The 15,310-nt window shown below is 70.5% G+C and carries 12 protein-coding genes; 4 read left to right on the forward strand and 8 right to left on the reverse strand.

Translation table 11 applies throughout. The features are described 5' to 3' along the window. Positions 1-151: 151 nt before the first annotated feature. On the reverse strand, positions 152-3,169 hold the full coding sequence (gene uvrA / locus ABZ898_RS09225) for an excinuclease ABC subunit UvrA (protein ID WP_361654725.1): 3,018 nt from the start codon (positions 3,167-3,169) through the stop codon (positions 152-154). A gap of 225 nt (positions 3,170-3,394) precedes the next feature. Between uvrA and ABZ898_RS09230 the strand changes: the two genes are divergently transcribed. Beyond that, positions 3,395-4,081, forward strand: coding sequence for a maleylpyruvate isomerase family mycothiol-dependent enzyme (locus ABZ898_RS09230; RefSeq protein ID WP_361654727.1), 687 nt, complete (start codon positions 3,395-3,397; stop codon positions 4,079-4,081). Positions 4,082-4,127: 46 nt separating this feature from the next. After that, complete coding sequence (locus ABZ898_RS09235; protein ID WP_361654730.1) at positions 4,128-4,784, forward strand: MBL fold metallo-hydrolase; 657 nt, start codon at positions 4,128-4,130, stop codon at positions 4,782-4,784. A gap of 25 nt (positions 4,785-4,809) precedes the next feature. Here ABZ898_RS09235 and aroQ read toward each other — a convergent pair whose 3' ends face one another. The 7 genes from aroQ to ABZ898_RS09270 form a co-directional block, all read right to left on the reverse strand. Beyond that, positions 4,810-5,283: a type II 3-dehydroquinate dehydratase gene (aroQ, locus tag ABZ898_RS09240; RefSeq protein ID WP_361654733.1), complete on the reverse strand. Its 474-nt coding sequence runs from the start codon at positions 5,281-5,283 to the stop codon at positions 4,810-4,812. 99 nt (positions 5,284-5,382) lie between these two features. Further along, the gene (locus ABZ898_RS09245) at positions 5,383-6,483 is read right to left on the reverse strand and encodes an ionic transporter y4hA (protein WP_361654735.1); all 1,101 of its coding nucleotides are present in this window, start codon (positions 6,481-6,483) and stop codon (positions 5,383-5,385) included. A gap of 167 nt (positions 6,484-6,650) precedes the next feature. Then, positions 6,651-7,646 carry a TerC family protein gene (locus tag ABZ898_RS09250; protein ID WP_361654738.1) on the reverse strand — a complete coding sequence of 332 codons (996 nt, stop codon included), beginning with the start codon at positions 7,644-7,646 and terminating at the stop codon, positions 6,651-6,653. A gap of 221 nt (positions 7,647-7,867) precedes the next feature. Continuing rightward, entirely contained in the window at positions 7,868-9,640 is a 1,773-nt protein-coding gene (locus tag ABZ898_RS09255) for a TerD family protein (RefSeq protein ID WP_361654741.1), read from the reverse strand. Positions 9,641-9,690: 50 nt separating this feature from the next. Continuing rightward, on the reverse strand, positions 9,691-10,269 hold the full coding sequence (locus ABZ898_RS09260; protein ID WP_361654744.1) for a TerD family protein: 579 nt from the start codon (positions 10,267-10,269) through the stop codon (positions 9,691-9,693). Positions 10,270-10,425: 156 nt separating this feature from the next. After that, positions 10,426-12,561: an excinuclease ABC subunit UvrB gene (gene uvrB, locus ABZ898_RS09265; protein ID WP_361654747.1), complete on the reverse strand. Its 2,136-nt coding sequence runs from the start codon at positions 12,559-12,561 to the stop codon at positions 10,426-10,428. A gap of 41 nt (positions 12,562-12,602) precedes the next feature. Continuing rightward, positions 12,603-13,478, reverse strand: coding sequence for an MHYT domain-containing protein (locus tag ABZ898_RS09270; protein ID WP_361654750.1), 876 nt, complete (start codon positions 13,476-13,478; stop codon positions 12,603-12,605). A gap of 280 nt (positions 13,479-13,758) precedes the next feature. Here ABZ898_RS09270 and ABZ898_RS09275 point away from each other — a divergent pair, with 280 nt between their 5' ends. Together ABZ898_RS09275 and ABZ898_RS09280 are read left to right on the forward strand one after the other, a co-directional pair. Next, positions 13,759-14,631, forward strand: coding sequence for a glycerophosphodiester phosphodiesterase family protein (locus ABZ898_RS09275; RefSeq protein WP_361654753.1), 873 nt, complete (start codon positions 13,759-13,761; stop codon positions 14,629-14,631). A gap of 54 nt (positions 14,632-14,685) precedes the next feature. Beyond that, complete coding sequence (locus ABZ898_RS09280; protein ID WP_361654756.1) at positions 14,686-15,240, forward strand: methylated-DNA--[protein]-cysteine S-methyltransferase; 555 nt, start codon at positions 14,686-14,688, stop codon at positions 15,238-15,240. The last annotated feature ends 70 nt before the right edge of the window (positions 15,241-15,310 follow it).

Consider the following 15,310-nt stretch of genomic DNA (forward strand, 5'->3'; position numbering starts at 1 on the left):
GGGGGCCGCCCCCCCCGCGCGCGGCCGGGGGGGGGGGGGGCGGTGCCGGGCGTCCGCGGGGGGGCCGGCCCGGGGGGCCCCCCCCCCCCCCCCCGCCGCTCTCACGAAGGGCCGGTCCAGTCTGACGAAGGGCCGGTCCGGCGGACGGGGCTCAGGACTTGCTGCTCCGCGTCGCCTTCTTGGCGGCCGTCTTCCTGGCCGGGGCGGCCTTGGCCGTCGCGGTGTTGTTGACCTTGGCCGACGACGCCGTCTTCTTGGCGGTCGCCTTGGCCGTCTTCCGCGCACCCGTGGCACGCGCGGGCTTCACCGGGCCCGAGTCGCTGACCCGGTCGGCGCCGAGGATCTCGCGCAGGAACTTGCCGGTGTGGCTGGCCGGAACCGCCGCGACCTCCTCGGGCGTGCCCTCGGCGACCACGAAGCCGCCGCCCGCACCGCCCTCGGGGCCCATGTCGATGACCCAGTCCGCGGTCTTGACGACATCGAGGTTGTGCTCGATGACGACGACCGTGTTGCCCTTGTCGACCAGGCCGGAGAGGACCTTCAGCAGCTTGCTGATGTCCTCGAAGTGCAGACCGGTGGTCGGCTCGTCCAGGACGTAGACCGTGCGGCCGGTGGAGCGCTTCTGCAGCTCGCTGGCGAGCTTGACGCGCTGCGCCTCACCGCCCGACAGGGTGGTCGCGGACTGGCCGAGCCGGACGTAGCCGAGGCCGACGTCCTTCAGGGTCCGCAGGTGCCGGGAGATCGCGGGCACCGCCTCGAAGAAGTCGGTGGCCTCCTCGATCGGCATGTTCAGCACGTCGGCGATGGACTTGCCCTTGTAGTGGACCTCCAGGGTCTCCCGGTTGTACCGGGCACCGTGGCAGACCTCGCACGGGACGTAGACGTCCGGGAGGAAGTTCATCTCGATCTTGATCGTGCCGTCGCCCGAGCAGTTCTCGCAGCGGCCGCCCTTGACGTTGAAGGAGAAACGGCCGGGCTGATAGCCCCGGACCTTCGCCTCGGTGGTCTCGGCGAACAGCCTGCGGACGTGGTCGAAGACGCCGGTGTAGGTGGCCGGGTTGGAGCGCGGGGTACGGCCGATGGGCGACTGGTCGACGTGCACGACCTTGTCCACCAGGTCGTCGCCGTCCACGCGCGTGTGCCGCCCGGGGACGTTGCGCGCGCCGTTCAGCTCGCGGGCCAGGTGGGTGTAGAGGATGTCGTTGACCAGGGTCGACTTGCCCGAGCCGGAGACGCCGGTGACGGCCGTGAACACGCCCAGCGGGAAGGACACGTCGATGTCCTGGAGGTTGTTCTCCCGGGCACCGCGCACGACGAGCTGCCGGGACGGGTCCAGGGGGCGGCGCACGTCCGGGAGCGGGATCGACTTGCGGCCGGAGAGGTACTGGCCGGTCTGCGACTCGGCGTTGGCGAGCAGCTCCTTGAGGTGACCGCTGTGGACGACCTTGCCGCCGTGCTCACCGGCGCCCGGGCCGATGTCCACGATCCAGTCGGCGACCTTGATGGTGTCCTCGTCGTGCTCGACCACGATGAGGGTGTTGCCCATGTCGCGCAGCCGGACCAGGGTCTCGATCAGCCGGTGGTTGTCGCGCTGGTGGAGACCGATGGAGGGCTCGTCCAGGACGTAGAGGACGCCGACCAGGCCGGAGCCGATCTGGGTGGCCAGCCGGATGCGCTGGGCCTCGCCGCCGGAGAGGGTGCCCGCCGCGCGGTTCAGGGAGAGGTAGTCCAGGCCGACGTCGACCAGGAAGCGCAGCCGCTCGTTGACCTCCTTCAGCACGCGCTCGGCGATCTTCTTGTCGCGGGCGTTCAGCTTCAGCTCGCCCAGGAAGTCCGCGCAGTCGCTGATCGACATCGCGGAGACCTCGGCGATGGACTTCCCCATGACGCTGACCGCGAGGACGATCGGCTTCAGGCGCGTGCCCTCGCAGGAGGGGCAGGGCACCTCGCGCATGTAGCCCTCGAAGCGCTCGCGGCTGGCATCGCTCTCGGCCTCGCTGTGCCGCCGCTTGACGAAGGGCACCGCGCCCTCGAACGGCGTGGTGTACACCCGCTCCCGCCCGTACCGGTTGCGGTAGCGGACCTCGATCTGCGTCTTGTGGCCGTACAGCAGGGCCTTCTTCGCGCGCTGGGGCAGCCCGGCGAAGGGGATGTCGGTACGGAAGCCGAGCGCGTCCGCGAGGGCGTTGACCAGGCGGCCGAAGTACTCCTTGGTGTGGCCGTGCGACCAGGGGTGGATCGCGCCCTCGTCGAGGGACTTGTCCTCGTCCGGGACGATCAGCTCGGGGTCGACCTCCATGCGCGTGCCGATGCCGGTGCACTCGGGGCAGGCGCCGAAGGGCGAGTTGAAGGAGAAGGAACGCGGCTCCAGCTCCTCGAAGGAGAGGTCGTCGTACGTGCAGTAGAGGTGCTCCGAGAACATGCGCTCGCGCTCGGGGTCGTCCTCGGGGAGGTCGACGAAGTCGAGCACGACCATGCCGCCGGACAGGCCGAGGGCGGTCTCCACGGAGTCGGTGAGCCGGCGCTTGGCGGAGTCCTTCACCGTGAGGCGGTCGACGACCACCTCGATGGTGTGCTTCTCCTGCTTCTTCAGCGTCGGCGGCTCGGACAGCTGGATGGTCTGTCCGTCGACCCTGGCGCGGGAGTAGCCCTTGGTCTGGAGGTCGGCGAAGAGGTCGACGAACTCGCCCTTGCGCTCCCGCACGAGCGGGGACAGGACCTGGAACCGGCTGCCCTCGGGCAGCTCCAGCACCTTGTCCACGATGGCCTGCGGCGACTGGCGCGCGATCGGGCGACCGCACTCGGGGCAGTGCGGCTTGCCGATGCGCGCGAAGAGCAGGCGCAGGTAGTCGTAGACCTCGGTGATGGTGCCGACCGTGGAGCGCGGGTTGCGCGAGGTCGACTTCTGGTCGATCGAGACCGCGGGCGAGAGGCCCTCGATGAAGTCGACGTCGGGCTTGTCCATCTGCCCGAGGAACTGGCGGGCGTACGAGGAGAGCGACTCCACATAGCGGCGCTGGCCCTCGGCGAAGATGGTGTCGAAGGCCAGGGAGGACTTGCCCGACCCGGACAGGCCCGTGAAGACGATGAGCGCGTCACGAGGCAGGTCGAGCGAGACATTCTTCAGGTTGTGCTCGCGCGCGCCACGGACGATGAGACGGTCGGCCACGCCGGTCCGCACCTTTCTTCAGAGAAGTGACAGGGGCCGAGGCCCCGTGCTTCTTCGAGCCTAGGGGGAGCCACTGACAACGCCGGTCGGATTCCCGGATGCATAACAATCCCCAGCTATCCAGCATGCCCGACGCCGCCTCCGACGATATAGCACGTGCTTTCGAATTACGGAGGAAGTTGCCCACCTTCACCCGAAGGTGTGGTCCGGCTAGGGTCTGAGTCCATGACCGATCACGCTCATGACCTGGAACGTGTACGTGAAGCGACGGACCGGCTGCTCAGCGCGGCCTCCGCACTGGACAACGCGGCACTGGCCGAGCCGTCACGGCTTCCGGGCTGGACCCGCGGCCACGTCCTCGCCCACGTGGCCCGTAACGCCGACGCACTCGTGAACGTCCTCGGGGGCCGCCCGATGTACGTGAGCGCCGAGGCTCGCGACAGCGACATCGAGCGGGGCGCCCCGCGGCCGCTCGACGTCCAGCTCACCGACGTGCGCGACAGCGCCGCCCGCTTCGACGCGGCGGGGTCGGCTCCGGGCGACTGGAACAGGGTCGTGGAGCTGCGCAACGGCGTTACAGACGTCGCGGCCCGGTTGCCGTTCCGGCGCTGGGCCGAGGTGGAGCTGCACCACGTCGACCTCGGCATCGGCTACGAGCTGGAGGATCTTCCCGCCGAGTTCACCGAGCGCGAGTCGGAGGTCCTGGCACTGCGCTTCCTCGGGCACCCCGGCGTGCCGCCCACGCTGCTCGGCGACGGCACGCGCGCGTGGAGCACGGGACAGGAGGCGGCCGACCCCGAGGTCACCGTCACCGGCACCCCGGCCGACCTGCTGGGCTGGCTCGCCGGGCGCCGCGCCGGGACCGCGCTGGAGGTGAAGGGCGGCGAGCTGCCCGCGCTCCCTCCGCTGTGACGCCATGCCGGGCCGCCAACCCCCGTACCGCTATAGGCTGATCGCCATGACGTACAGCGGCGAGGTCAGGGTCGGCGGACCGGCGGACGTGCACGAGCTGAAAGACCTGATGATCACGAAGGTCGCGGTCGGCCCGATGAACAACAACGCCTATCTGCTGCGTTGCCGGGCCACCGACGAACAGCTCCTGATCGACGCGGCCGCCGAGGCGCGGACCCTTCTCACCATGATCGGCCGGGACGGCATCGCCTCCGTCGTCACGACGCACCGGCACGGCGATCACTGGCAGGCGCTGGGCGAGGTCGTCGGGGCCACGGGCGCCCGTACCTACGCCGGGCGGGAGGACGCCGCCGGCATCCCGGTCGCCACCGATGTGCGGGTCGACGACGGGGACGTCATCCGGGTGGGCCAGGTCGAGCTGACCGCGCGCCATCTGGTCGGCCACACGCCCGGCTCCATCGCGCTGGTCTACGACGACCCGCACGGGCACCCGCACGTCTTCACCGGCGACTGCCTCTTCCCCGGCGGCGTCGGCAACACGCACCAGGACCCCGAGGCGTTCGCCAGCCTGATCCGCGACGTCGAGACGAAGATCTTCGACGCGCTGCCGGACGAGACCTGGGTCTATCCCGGCCACGGCGACGACACCAGCCTCGGCGCCGAGCGCCCGCACCTGCCGGAGTGGCACGCGCGCGGCTGGTGAGCCGGTCCCCGGCGGCGGGCGGTGCTCAGGCGTCCGCCCGCGCCGATCCCAGCAGCGTGGCGACCCGCTCGACCGCGAAGGCGTACCCCTGTACGCCGCAGCCCGCGATGACGCCGTCGGCGCGCAGCGAGACGTAGGAGTGGTGCCGGAAGGTCTCGCGCTGGTGGATGTTGGAGATGTGCACCTCCAGCACGGGCAGGCCGTCGCAGGTGTTGAGCGCGTCCAGGATCGCCACCGAGGTGTGGGAGTAGGCGCCGGGGTTGATGACGATCCCGGCGTGGTCGAGCCGCGCCTCGTGGATCCAGTCCACCAGCGTGCCCTCGTGGTTGGACTGCCGGCAGTCCACCGTGCCGCCGTGGGCGGCCGCCGTCTGAGCGCACAGGGCCTCCACGTCGGCCAGCGTGTCCTTGCCGTAGATCTCGGGCTGCCGCTGGCCGAGGAGGTTCAGGTTGGGCCCGTTCAGGATCATGATCGGGGCGCTGGCCAGGGTGCGGGGCACGGTCGTTCCCTCCGGTGCGTCGGGGCGGCCTGTCGGCGGCCGCCGCTCGCACCCGGTCTATCACGGGCCGGCAGGGCGCCTCACCGGCCGGTCGGACGCCTACGGGTTGAGGGCGAGTTCGAGGTAGGCGGCGAACAGGACCAGGTGGACGCCGCCCTGGAGCGGGGTCGCCCGGCCGGGCACGACGGTGAGCGAGGCGACGACCACGGTGAGCGCGAGCAGCAGCATGTGTGTGGAGCCGAGGCCCAGCACCAGCGGTCCCGACAGCCAGACGGACGCCAGGGCGACGGCCGGGATGGTCAGACCGATGCTGGCCATGGCGGAGCCGAGCGCGAGGTTGAGGCTGGTCTGCACCCGGTCGCGGCGGGCCGCGCGCAGGGCGGCGATGGTCTCGGGCAGCAGCACGAGCAGGGCGATGACCACACCGACGACGGCGTGGGGCAGGCCCGCGCCCTCCACTCCGGCTTCGATCGTGGGTGACACGCCCTTGGCGAGCCCGACCACGCCGACGAGGGCGAGGCCGAGCAGGGCGAGGCTGATCCAGGCGCTGCGGGCGGACGGGGGCGCCGCGTGGTCGGCGGCGGTGATGATCCCGCCTTCCCTGCTGACCGGCAGGAAGTAGTCGCGGTGCCGCAGGGTCTGGGTGGCGACGAAGAGGCCGTAGAGCACGAGGGACGACAGGGCCGCGAACGTCAGTTGCACGGTCGAGAACTCGGGGCCGGGCTTGCTGGTCGTGAAGGTGGGCAGGACCAGGCTGAGGGTGGCCAGGGTGGCGACCGTCGCCAGGGCGGCTCCGGTCCCCTCGGGGTTGAACACGGCGGTGCCGTGGCGCAGCGAGGCGACCAGGAGGCAGATGCCGAGGATTCCGTTGCAGGTGATCATCACGGCGGCGAACACCGTGTCGCGGGCCAGGGTGGAGCTCTTGTCCCCGCCGTCGGCCATGAGGGTGACGATCAGTGCCACCTCGATGATGGTGACGGCGACGGCGAGCACCAGGGAGCCGAAGGGTTCGCCCACCCGGTGGGCGACGACCTCGGCGTGGTGCACGGCGGCCAGGACGGACGCGGCGAGCACGACGGTGACCAGGGCGACGACCGGTCCGGGCAGATCACGGCCCCAGGTGAGGGCGAGCAGGACGATCGCGAGCACCGGCACGAGGAACGTCCACCGCGTGGCGAGCGACCTGAGCCGAGTGATCATGCAGTGATGGTGGCAGAGGCGTACAGGGTTCGCATTCCGTTCGTCTCGCGGTCCGCCGCGGTCCCGGCGGGGCTGGACGGGGGTGCTGAAGCCGGGCCGCTCCGCGCGGAAGGGGCCGGTACGGGGCGCCTTCCGCGCGGAGCGGCTTCGGCTCACGGGTTCACGGGTCAGGCGTCGATGCTGTCCTTGGTGGCGTTGTCGCCCCCGCCCGCCTCGGCGGCGGCCTGCTTCCGGGAGGCGATGAGGCTGGTGATCGTGGTGATGACCAGCACGCCGCAGATCACGCCCAGGGAGACCGGGATGCTGATCACGGGGACATGCACCCCGAGCTCGTGCAGGGCGTGCAGCACCAACTTGACGCCGATGAAGCCGAGGATGACCGACAGGCCGTACGACAGGTGGACCAGCTTCTTCAGCAGACCGCCGATGAGGAAGTACAGCTGGCGCAGACCCATCAGGGCGAAGGCGTTCGCGGTGAAGACGATGTACGGGTCCTGCGTCAGGCCGAAGATCGCGGGGATGGAGTCCAGCGCGAACAGCACGTCGGTGGTGCCGATGGCGAGCATCACGACCAGCATCGGGGTCATGACCCGCTTGCCGTTCTCCTCGATCCACAGCTTGGTGCCGTGGTACCGGTCGGCCACACCGAACCTGCGCTCGGCGGCCTTCAGGAGCTTGTTCTCCTCGTACTCCTCGTCCTCGTGGTCGGCGCGGGCCTCCTGGATCAGCTTCCAGGCGGTCCAGATGAGGAAGGCGCCGAAGATGAAGAACACCCACGAGAAGCTGGCGATGATCGCCGCGCCGGCCGCGATGAAGACGGCGCGCAGGACCAGAGCTATCAGCACACCGAAGAGCAGGACCCGCTGCTGATACTGCGCGGGCACCGCGAACTTCGTCATGATCAGGACGAAGACGAAGAGGTTGTCGACGCTCAGGGACTTCTCGGTGATGAAACCGGCGAAGAACTCCCCGGCGGGCTGTCCGCCGCCGAAGTAGAGCAGTCCGAGGCCGAAGAGTCCGGCCAGGGCGATCCAGACGGCTGTCCAGATGCCCGCTTCCTTGATGGACACCTCATGCGGCTTGCGGCCGATGAAGAAGTCCACGGCGATCAGGGCGGCTAGCCCCACGATGGTCAGGACCCACAGGGTCACAGAGACGTCCACTGCACCTCCGGCATCACGTCACGGCAAACATCAGCGTTGTCGCTGCCGGAGGTCTCTTCCACCCGGGGAACGGGCCGGCGCCCCGGGATCCACGTCGATCCGTGTTGACGGGTGCGCCGCATCAGGGAGTACTCCCCTCCGCACGAAGACAGTAGCGCAATCACCAAGGAACAGTAAAGAGAAAGGTAAAATAAAGACCAAGTCAGCAGCTCAGAGGTTCTTTACCTTTCCTTGATCCTGGCTGCTGAGACCGTGCCGAGCACCCGCTGGACGACCTCACTGCCCTGCGGAGGGAGTGCGGGTTCGAAGGTCCACGAGTGGCCGACCCAGGGATCGGCGAAATGGTCGTCGGGCGAGGGGGTGAGTCGCATCAGCGAACGCCACAGCGGATCGAGCAACGACCCGTACGCCTCGGCGTCCGCGCGGTCCGCGACCAGCAGCAGGTGGACCCCGGCCGCCGGCCCCTCGTCGGCGAGGAAGCGGAGACGGGTCAGGGCCCGGTCGTCGAAACCCTGCGGGAAGTCGTTGACGATCAGCAGCAGCCGGGCGGTGTCGATACCGTCCGGGAGCGCTTCGGCCGCGCCGCCGCCGACCGCCATGCGCACCAGGTCGACCCGCCGGGTGAGCGCTTCCAGTGTCTGCGCCGCACCCGCCGCGCCGCGCGCGGGCGCTCCGGTGAGCGTGCCCGTCCGGACCAGCGTGCCGAGTGGCCCGGCGCCGCTGCCGGCCGGGTCGACGGCCTGGACGGCGAACTCCCCCGCCGGGTGCACGGCGAGCAGCCGCGCGGCCAGGGCCACCGCCACCTCCAGGGCACGCCGGCGCCGCTCCGCCGGGTCGGTGAAGTCGCCTGGTGTGGCACCGCTGTCGACCCACAGGGCCCGTTCCAGCGGCATTCTGACCAGCATCGGGATGCGCAGGGGCGCGCTCTCGGGGAGGTGGAGGTCGCCCAGCCGCACGGCCCGGGGCGGCTCGTCCGGCATCCGGTGCGCGTGCCACACCGGGTTGTCCCAGCGGGCGTACGCGGGCGGCAGGGCGGGCTCCACGACCTCCGACTCGGCGGTGAGCTGGGCAAGGTCGCGGTCGTAGGCCGCCCGTGCCCGGCCGACCAGTTCGTCGTGCTTGGCCCGGGCCGCCTCCCGCGCCGCGTCGGCGGCCCCGCCGATCCTGGCGCGCGGGTCGGCGAGGGCCGCGTCGAGTTCTCGGTCCAGGCGGGCGGCGGCGAAGTCGGCCGCGCTCCGCAGGGCGGCGGTCGACCGGGCCAGGTCTTCGAACATGCCCCAGACCTGGTTGTAGAGCCGTTCCTCCATCGACCAGCCCGCCGCGTCGCCCGCGGCGGGGTGCGGCGCTTCCTCCTCCGGGACGGCCTGGGCCTCGCGCCGCCGGGGGTGGGTGTAGTCGACCGGTCCGGTGGAGGGGCGGGCCTCGGGCGTCGAGGGCCGCGGTACGGCGGGGCGTGCCGCCTCCCCGATGGCTCGGGCGGCCTGCAGGGCTTGGGGCAGCCCCAGGTCGGCGAGGAGGGCGGCGAGGCCGTCCGCGTAGCCCTGACCCACCGCGCGGACCTTCCAGCCGCCCTGCCTGCGGTACAGCTCCAGTGCGACGACCGCCGCTTCGGCGTCCAGGCCGGTGAGCACGAAGCGGGCGATCTCGGTGCCGTCGTCGCCGGTGATCCGCGTCAGCGGGGCGGCGGTCGCACCGAACCGGAGTTCACCGCCCGTGTGCTCCGGCAGGGCCAGCAGCACCGTGACCCGGTGGACGGCCTCGGGCAGCGCGTTCAGGTCGACGCGGAGGCCGGGCCCGGCGGTCACCGCGGCCGATACCTCGACGCCGGGGAGGACGGGGGCGCCGGGATGGACGATCCGGTGGACGTCGTCGACGCGCCCCTGTTCGTCACAGAGAGCGGCGGCGGCGAGCACGGGCACCTCGGCCGAGATCAGGATCTCCAGCCGGGTCCGGGGCAGCGGGTGGTTCTGCCCCCGAGCCAGTTCCGCCCCCATCGCCGTCGCCCCCCTGTGTCATGTGCTCGTGCGCCCCCGCGCGGGTGCCCCTACAGGTGCGGGAGGATCGCGGGCATCAGGTCCTGGAACGTGCGCCCGTTGGCGGGCTCGCCCAGCGCGGTCATCGTCCAGCCGGAGCCCGCGCGGTGCACCTTGGCCATGATCTGCGCGGTGTACGCACCGCCGCCCGCGAGGGTGTAGCGCGCCAGCTCCTGTCCGTTGGTCTCGTCCACCAGGCGGCAGAACGCGTTCTGCACCTCCTGGAAGGTCTGCCCGGTGAAGGAGTTCACGGTGAAGACGATCTGGTCGACGTGCGGCGGGACCCGCTGCAGGTCCACGAGGACGGCCTCGTCGTCGCCGCCCTGCCCGACACCGCCCACGAGGTTGTCGCCGGTGTGACGGACGGAGCCGTCGTCGCTCACCAGGTGACGGAAGAAGACGACGTCGACCGGCTGCTTCTCCGCGAACAGGACGGCCGAGGCGTCCAGGTCGATCTCGCGGGTGCGCGTGCCGAACAGACCGCGTCGCTTCGCCGCCTGCCAGCCGAGACCCATGCGCACCGCGGTAAGGGTGGCCCCGTCCTTCTTCTCCAGGCTGATGGCCTGGCCCTTGGTCATGTTGACGGTCACGGCTGAATCCCCTCTCGGTTTTCCCCTGTTGCCGCGCACGGCGCGGTTGCCCAGAACCCTACGCAGGGTCGCCGACCGTGCCGAACCCCGGCCCGCGCTTTGTGTCGGTGTTGCAACACTGGGCGCGTATGCCGAGGTCCGGGCGGGTCTGGAGGGTCAGGCGATGCCTGCCTCCCGCATCTGGCGCAGTTCCTTCTTCATCTCGGACACCTCGTCGCGCAGACGGGCGGCGATCTCGAACTGGAGCTCCGCGGCGGCGGCGCGCATCCGGTCCGTCATCTCCTCGATCTGTGCGGCGAGTTCGGCGGCCGGCTGGTCCGTGGGCGTGCTCTTGCCCGCGGCCTTGGTCTTGCCCGCCTTGGCCTTGGCCGCGCCCCCGAGGCTGGGGACGGGAGCCTTGGGCGCCTTGCCGTCCTTCTGCTGCCGGTAGCCGGTGCCGAGCAGCTGCTCGGTGTCGACGTCCTCGCGGGCGATCTGCGCGACGATGTCGTTGATCTTCTTGCGCAGCGGCTGGGGGTCGATGCCGTTGGCCTTGTTGTACGCGACCTGCTTCTCGCGGCGCCGGTTGGTCTCGTCGATGGCCTTCTCCATCGCCGGGGTGATCTTGTCGGCGTACATGTGGACCTGGCCGGAGACGTTGCGCGCCGCGCGGCCGATGGTCTGGATCAGCGAGGTGCCGGAGCGCAGGAAGCCCTCCTTGTCGGCGTCGAGGATGGCCACCAGGGACACCTCGGGCAGGTCGAGGCCCTCGCGCAGCAGGTTGATGCCGACCAGGACGTCGTACTCACCGGCCCGCAGCTCGCGCAGGAGTTCCACCCGGCGCAGGGTGTCTACGTCGCTGTGCAGGTAGCGGACCTGGATGCCGAGTTCCACGAAGTAGTCGGTGAGGTCCTCGGCCATCTTCTTGGTGAGCGTGGTGACCAGGACGCGCTCGTCCTTGTCGGTGCGCGTCCGGATCTCGTGCACCAGGTCGTCGATCTGCCCCTCGGTGGGCTTGACCACGACCTCGGGGTCGACCAGGCCGGTCGGGCGGATGATCTGCTCCACCACGCCGTCCCCGCGCGAGAGTTCGTAGGCGCCCGGGGTCGCCGACAGGTAGACGGTCTGCCCGATGCGTCCCTGGAACTCCTCCCACTTCAGCGGGCGGTTGTCCAGCGCGGAGGGCAGCCGGAAGCCGTGGTCGACCAGGGTGCGCTTGCGGGAGGCGTCGCCCTCGTACATGGCGCCGATCTGCGGGACGGTGACGTGCGACTCGTCGATGACGAGCAGGAAGTCGTCCGGGAAGTAGTCGAGCAGGGTGTTCGGCGGCGAGCCGGGCAGACGGCCGTCGAAGTGCATCGAGTAGTTCTCCACGCCGGAGCAGGTGCCGATCTGGCGGAGCATCTCGATGTCGTAGGTGGTGCGCATGCGCAGGCGCTGGGCCTCCAGGAGCTTGCCCTGCTTCTCCAGCTCGGCCAGGCGCTCCCCCAGTTCCTTCTCGATGCCGTTGACGGCGCGCTCCATGCGCTCGGGGCCGGCGACATAGTGGGAGGCGGGGAAGACGTACAGCTGCTGGTCGTCGCTGATGATCTCGCCGGTGAGCGGGTGCAGCGTGGACAGCGCCTCGATCTCGTCGCCGAACATCTCGATGCGGACGGCCAGCTCCTCGTAGACCGGGAAGATCTCGATGGTGTCGCCGCGTACCCGGAAGGTGCCCCGGGTGAAGGCCGTGTCGTTGCGCGTGTACTGGATGTCGACGAAGCGGCGCAGCAGCTCGTCCCGGTCGATCTCCTCACCGACCTTGAGGGAGACCATGCGGTCCACGTACTCCTGCGGCGTGCCCAGGCCGTAGATGCAGGAGACGGAGGCGACCACGATCACGTCACGCCGGGTGAGCAGGGAGTTCGTCGCCGAGTGGCGCAGGCGCTCGACCTCCTCGTTGATCGAGGAGTCCTTCTCGATGTAGGTGTCCGACTGCGGGACGTACGCCTCGGGCTGGTAGTAGTCGTAGTACGAGACGAAGTACTCGACCGCGTTGTTCGGGAGCAGCTCGCGGAACTCGTTGGCCAGCTGGGCGGCCAGCGTCTTGTTCGGCGCCATCACCAGGGTCGGGCGCTGGAGCTTCTCGATCATCCACGCGGTGGTGGCGGACTTGCCGGTGCCGGTCGCGCCGAGCAGCACGACGTCCTTCTCGCCGCCCCGCACGCGCTTGGCCAGGTCGGCGATGGCCGTGGGCTGGTCGCCGCTGGGCTGGTAGGGGCTGACGACCTCGAAGGGCGCCACCGTGCGTTCGATCTTTGAAACGGGCCGCATGGAATCAACCGTACGACCCCGCACTGACAACGGGGGTCGAGTCAGTGGCGCTGGGGGGTGCGGGAGGCGTGGGCGTCGACGTGGACCGGCCGGCGGCTGAGGCTCTGCGGTGCGCGGAGCCGCTGGTGGGAGGGCACGTCGGTGGCTGGGACACCCGGCTTGTCCTTCTCGGGGACGCGCGGCGGCGCGCCCTTGATCATCAGCGGGTCGAAGACCACGACGACGGCCGCGAGGACCAGGAGGGCGAGGGGGCCGATGAGGATCGGCGCCAGCGCGGCGGCCGGGGAGCCGCTGGTGCCGGTGTCGGGGGTGCCGTGCAGGTGGACGGTGAGTCCGGCCATGCCGGTGTAGTGCATGCCGCTGACGGCGAGGCCCATGACGAGGCTGGCGCCGATGCTGCCGAGGAGGCCCCTGACGTGTCCGGCGGCCCAGAGGGCGACGCTGGCCGCCACGACGGCGATGACGACGGACGCGACGACGCCCGGGAGGTCGTAGACGAACCGTCCGTCGAAGCGCATACCGGCCATGCCGAGGTAGTGCATCGAGGCGATGCCGAGCCCGGTGATCGTGCCCCCGGTGACGAGTGAGGTGCCGGTGGCGCCCTGGTAGCCGATGATGAAGATCCCGACTCCCACCATGACGATGGCCAGGCCGAGGCTGGCGAAGGTGGTGGGCTTGTCGAAGTGGATCGGCGTCTCGTCGATGGAGAAGCCCATCATGGCGATGAAGTGCATGGTCCAGACGCCGGAGCCGATCGCGGTCGATCCGAGGGCCAGCCAGGCGGGCCGCCAGGAATGGGTGACCAGCAGGGAGCGGGTGGTGCAGCGCAGGCCCAGGGCACCTCCCAGGCAGGCCATCACATAACCCACGACAGGGGTGACGACCCCGTAGCTGAATCCGTCGATCGTGCCTCGCATGCGCGGCTGTCCCTCCGCCTTCTCGCGTTGTGGAACACACGCGATGTTCCCCCCTGTCCAGGGCCGCTGCGGCGGTCCGGGCTGACGCTGAGAGTATGGCTGCCACCGGAATGGTCGAATGATTTTCCGGCAAAGAAACACGGCCTTTACCCACATGTGCGGCACCGGTGTGCGGACTTGGTCTCGGCCGTTCATCGTGTGGCCGTTCTGCGCCTGTGTGCTGTTGACGCTCTGGCGTCACTCTGGTGCTGTTGATGTCCGCCGGACAAGAGGAGTACGCATGCATGCGCACGCAGTCACCGCCGCGGCCGCCGTCGCCGCCCTGGGTGCGGCGGTCCTGCTGAGCCCCGACTCCGACGCCCGGTTCGCCCGGACCGCCCAGCCCACAGTGATCGCCCACCGGGGGGCCTCGGCGTACGCGCCCGAGAACACGCTGGCCGCGATCGACAAGGCGGCGGAGCTGGGCTTCTCCTGGGTGGAGAACGACGTGCAGCGCACCAAGGACGGCAGGCTGGTCATCATCCACGACGACAACCTGGCGCGCACCACGAACGTCGAGGACGTCTTCCCCGACCGGGCGCCGTGGAAGGTGAAGGACTTCACGGCGGCCGAGATCGCGAAGCTGGACGCGGGGAGCTGGTTCTCGCCCTCCTACGCGGGCGCGCGCGTGCCGACGCTGGAGACGTACATGCGCCGGGTCGAGCGCAACCACGAGAAGCTGCTGCTGGAGATCAAGAACCCCGAGCTGTACCCCGGCATCGAGGCGCAGATCCTGAAGACGCTGAGCAACCAGGGCTGGCTGAACGGCGCGCACCGGAGCCGGCTGATCGTGCAGAGCTTCAGCACGGACAGCCTCCGCGCGGTCCACGACCTCAAGCCCGCGCTGACCACCGGATACCTGGGCAGCCCCAAGACCGAGGAGCTGAGCGGGTACGCCGGGTTCACGGACATGATCAACCCCTCGTACACGACCGCCTCCGAGAGCTACGTCTCGGCCGTGCACGCGCTCAAGGGGCCGCACGGCAAGCCGATGCGGGTGTTCACCTGGACGGTGAACGACGCGGCCACGGCCCGGCAGGTCAAGGGCTACGGCGTCGACGGGATCATCACCAACAAGCCGGACGTGGTGCGGGATGCGCTGAACGCCGACTGAGACCGGCCGCCGGTCCGGGGGGGGGTGTCGGTGGCGGGTCGTACCGTGGGCGGCATGGACAGTCACGGGCAGGACGGACAGCGGGTCGTGTGGGCGGTCGTGGACAGCCCGATCGGCCCGCTGATGCTGGCGGCGACCCGCCAGGGCCTGGTCAACGTCGTCTTCCACGCCACCGGCCCGGTGTGCGAGCGCGCCCTGGCCCGGCTGGCGGCGCGGTACGGCACCCCGCCGGTGCGGGAGCCGGGCGCACCGCTGCTGGCCGAGGCGATACAGCAGGTCGGGGCGTATCTGGCGGGCGAGCGCCGGGATTTCGACCTGCCGCTGGACTGGTCGCTGATCTCCGGCTTCAACCGTGCGGTGCTGCGCGAGCTGGCCGACGGCGTTCCGTACGGCGCGGTGGTCGGCTACGGCGATCTGGCCCGGCGGGTCGGGCAGCCGGGCGCGGCGCAGGCGGTGGGGACGGCGATGGGCGCCAATCCGCTGCCGGTCGTCGTGCCGTGCCACCGGGTGGTGGAGAGCGACGGCGGGATCGGCGGGTTCGGAGGCGGGCTGGAGACGAAGCGGCAGTTGCTGGCGCTGGAGGGCGTGCTGCCCGAGCCACTGTTCTGAGTCCGCTCGCGCGCGCCGTGTCCGCCGGTGTCGGGGCGGGGCGTTTAGCCGGGGGGCGCACCCGCCAGAC

This window comes from Streptomyces sp. NPDC046860, assembly GCF_040645115.1.
Lineage (GTDB): Bacteria > Actinomycetota > Actinomycetes > Streptomycetales > Streptomycetaceae > Streptomyces.

Bases quoted from the DNA above. Each gene is read 5' to 3' on its own strand.
- ABZ898_RS09235 (WP_361654730.1), top strand. From the start codon at position 4,128: ATGACGTACAGCGGCGAGGTCAGGGTCGGCGGACCGGCGGACGTGCAC.
- ABZ898_RS09275 (WP_361654753.1), top strand. From the start codon at position 13,759: ATGCATGCGCACGCAGTCACCGCCGCGGCCGCCGTCGCCGCCCTGGGT.
- ABZ898_RS09230 (WP_361654727.1), top strand. From the start codon at position 3,395: ATGACCGATCACGCTCATGACCTGGAACGTGTACGTGAAGCGACGGAC.
- ABZ898_RS09245 (WP_361654735.1), bottom strand. From the start codon at position 6,483: ATGATCACTCGGCTCAGGTCGCTCGCCACGCGGTGGACGTTCCTCGTG.
- ABZ898_RS09255 (WP_361654741.1), bottom strand. From the start codon at position 9,640: ATGGGGGCGGAACTGGCTCGGGGGCAGAACCACCCGCTGCCCCGGACC.
- ABZ898_RS09280 (WP_361654756.1), top strand. From the start codon at position 14,686: ATGGACAGTCACGGGCAGGACGGACAGCGGGTCGTGTGGGCGGTCGTG.
- uvrB (WP_361654747.1), bottom strand. From the start codon at position 12,561: ATGCGGCCCGTTTCAAAGATCGAACGCACGGTGGCGCCCTTCGAGGTC.
- ABZ898_RS09270 (WP_361654750.1), bottom strand. From the start codon at position 13,478: ATGCGAGGCACGATCGACGGATTCAGCTACGGGGTCGTCACCCCTGTC.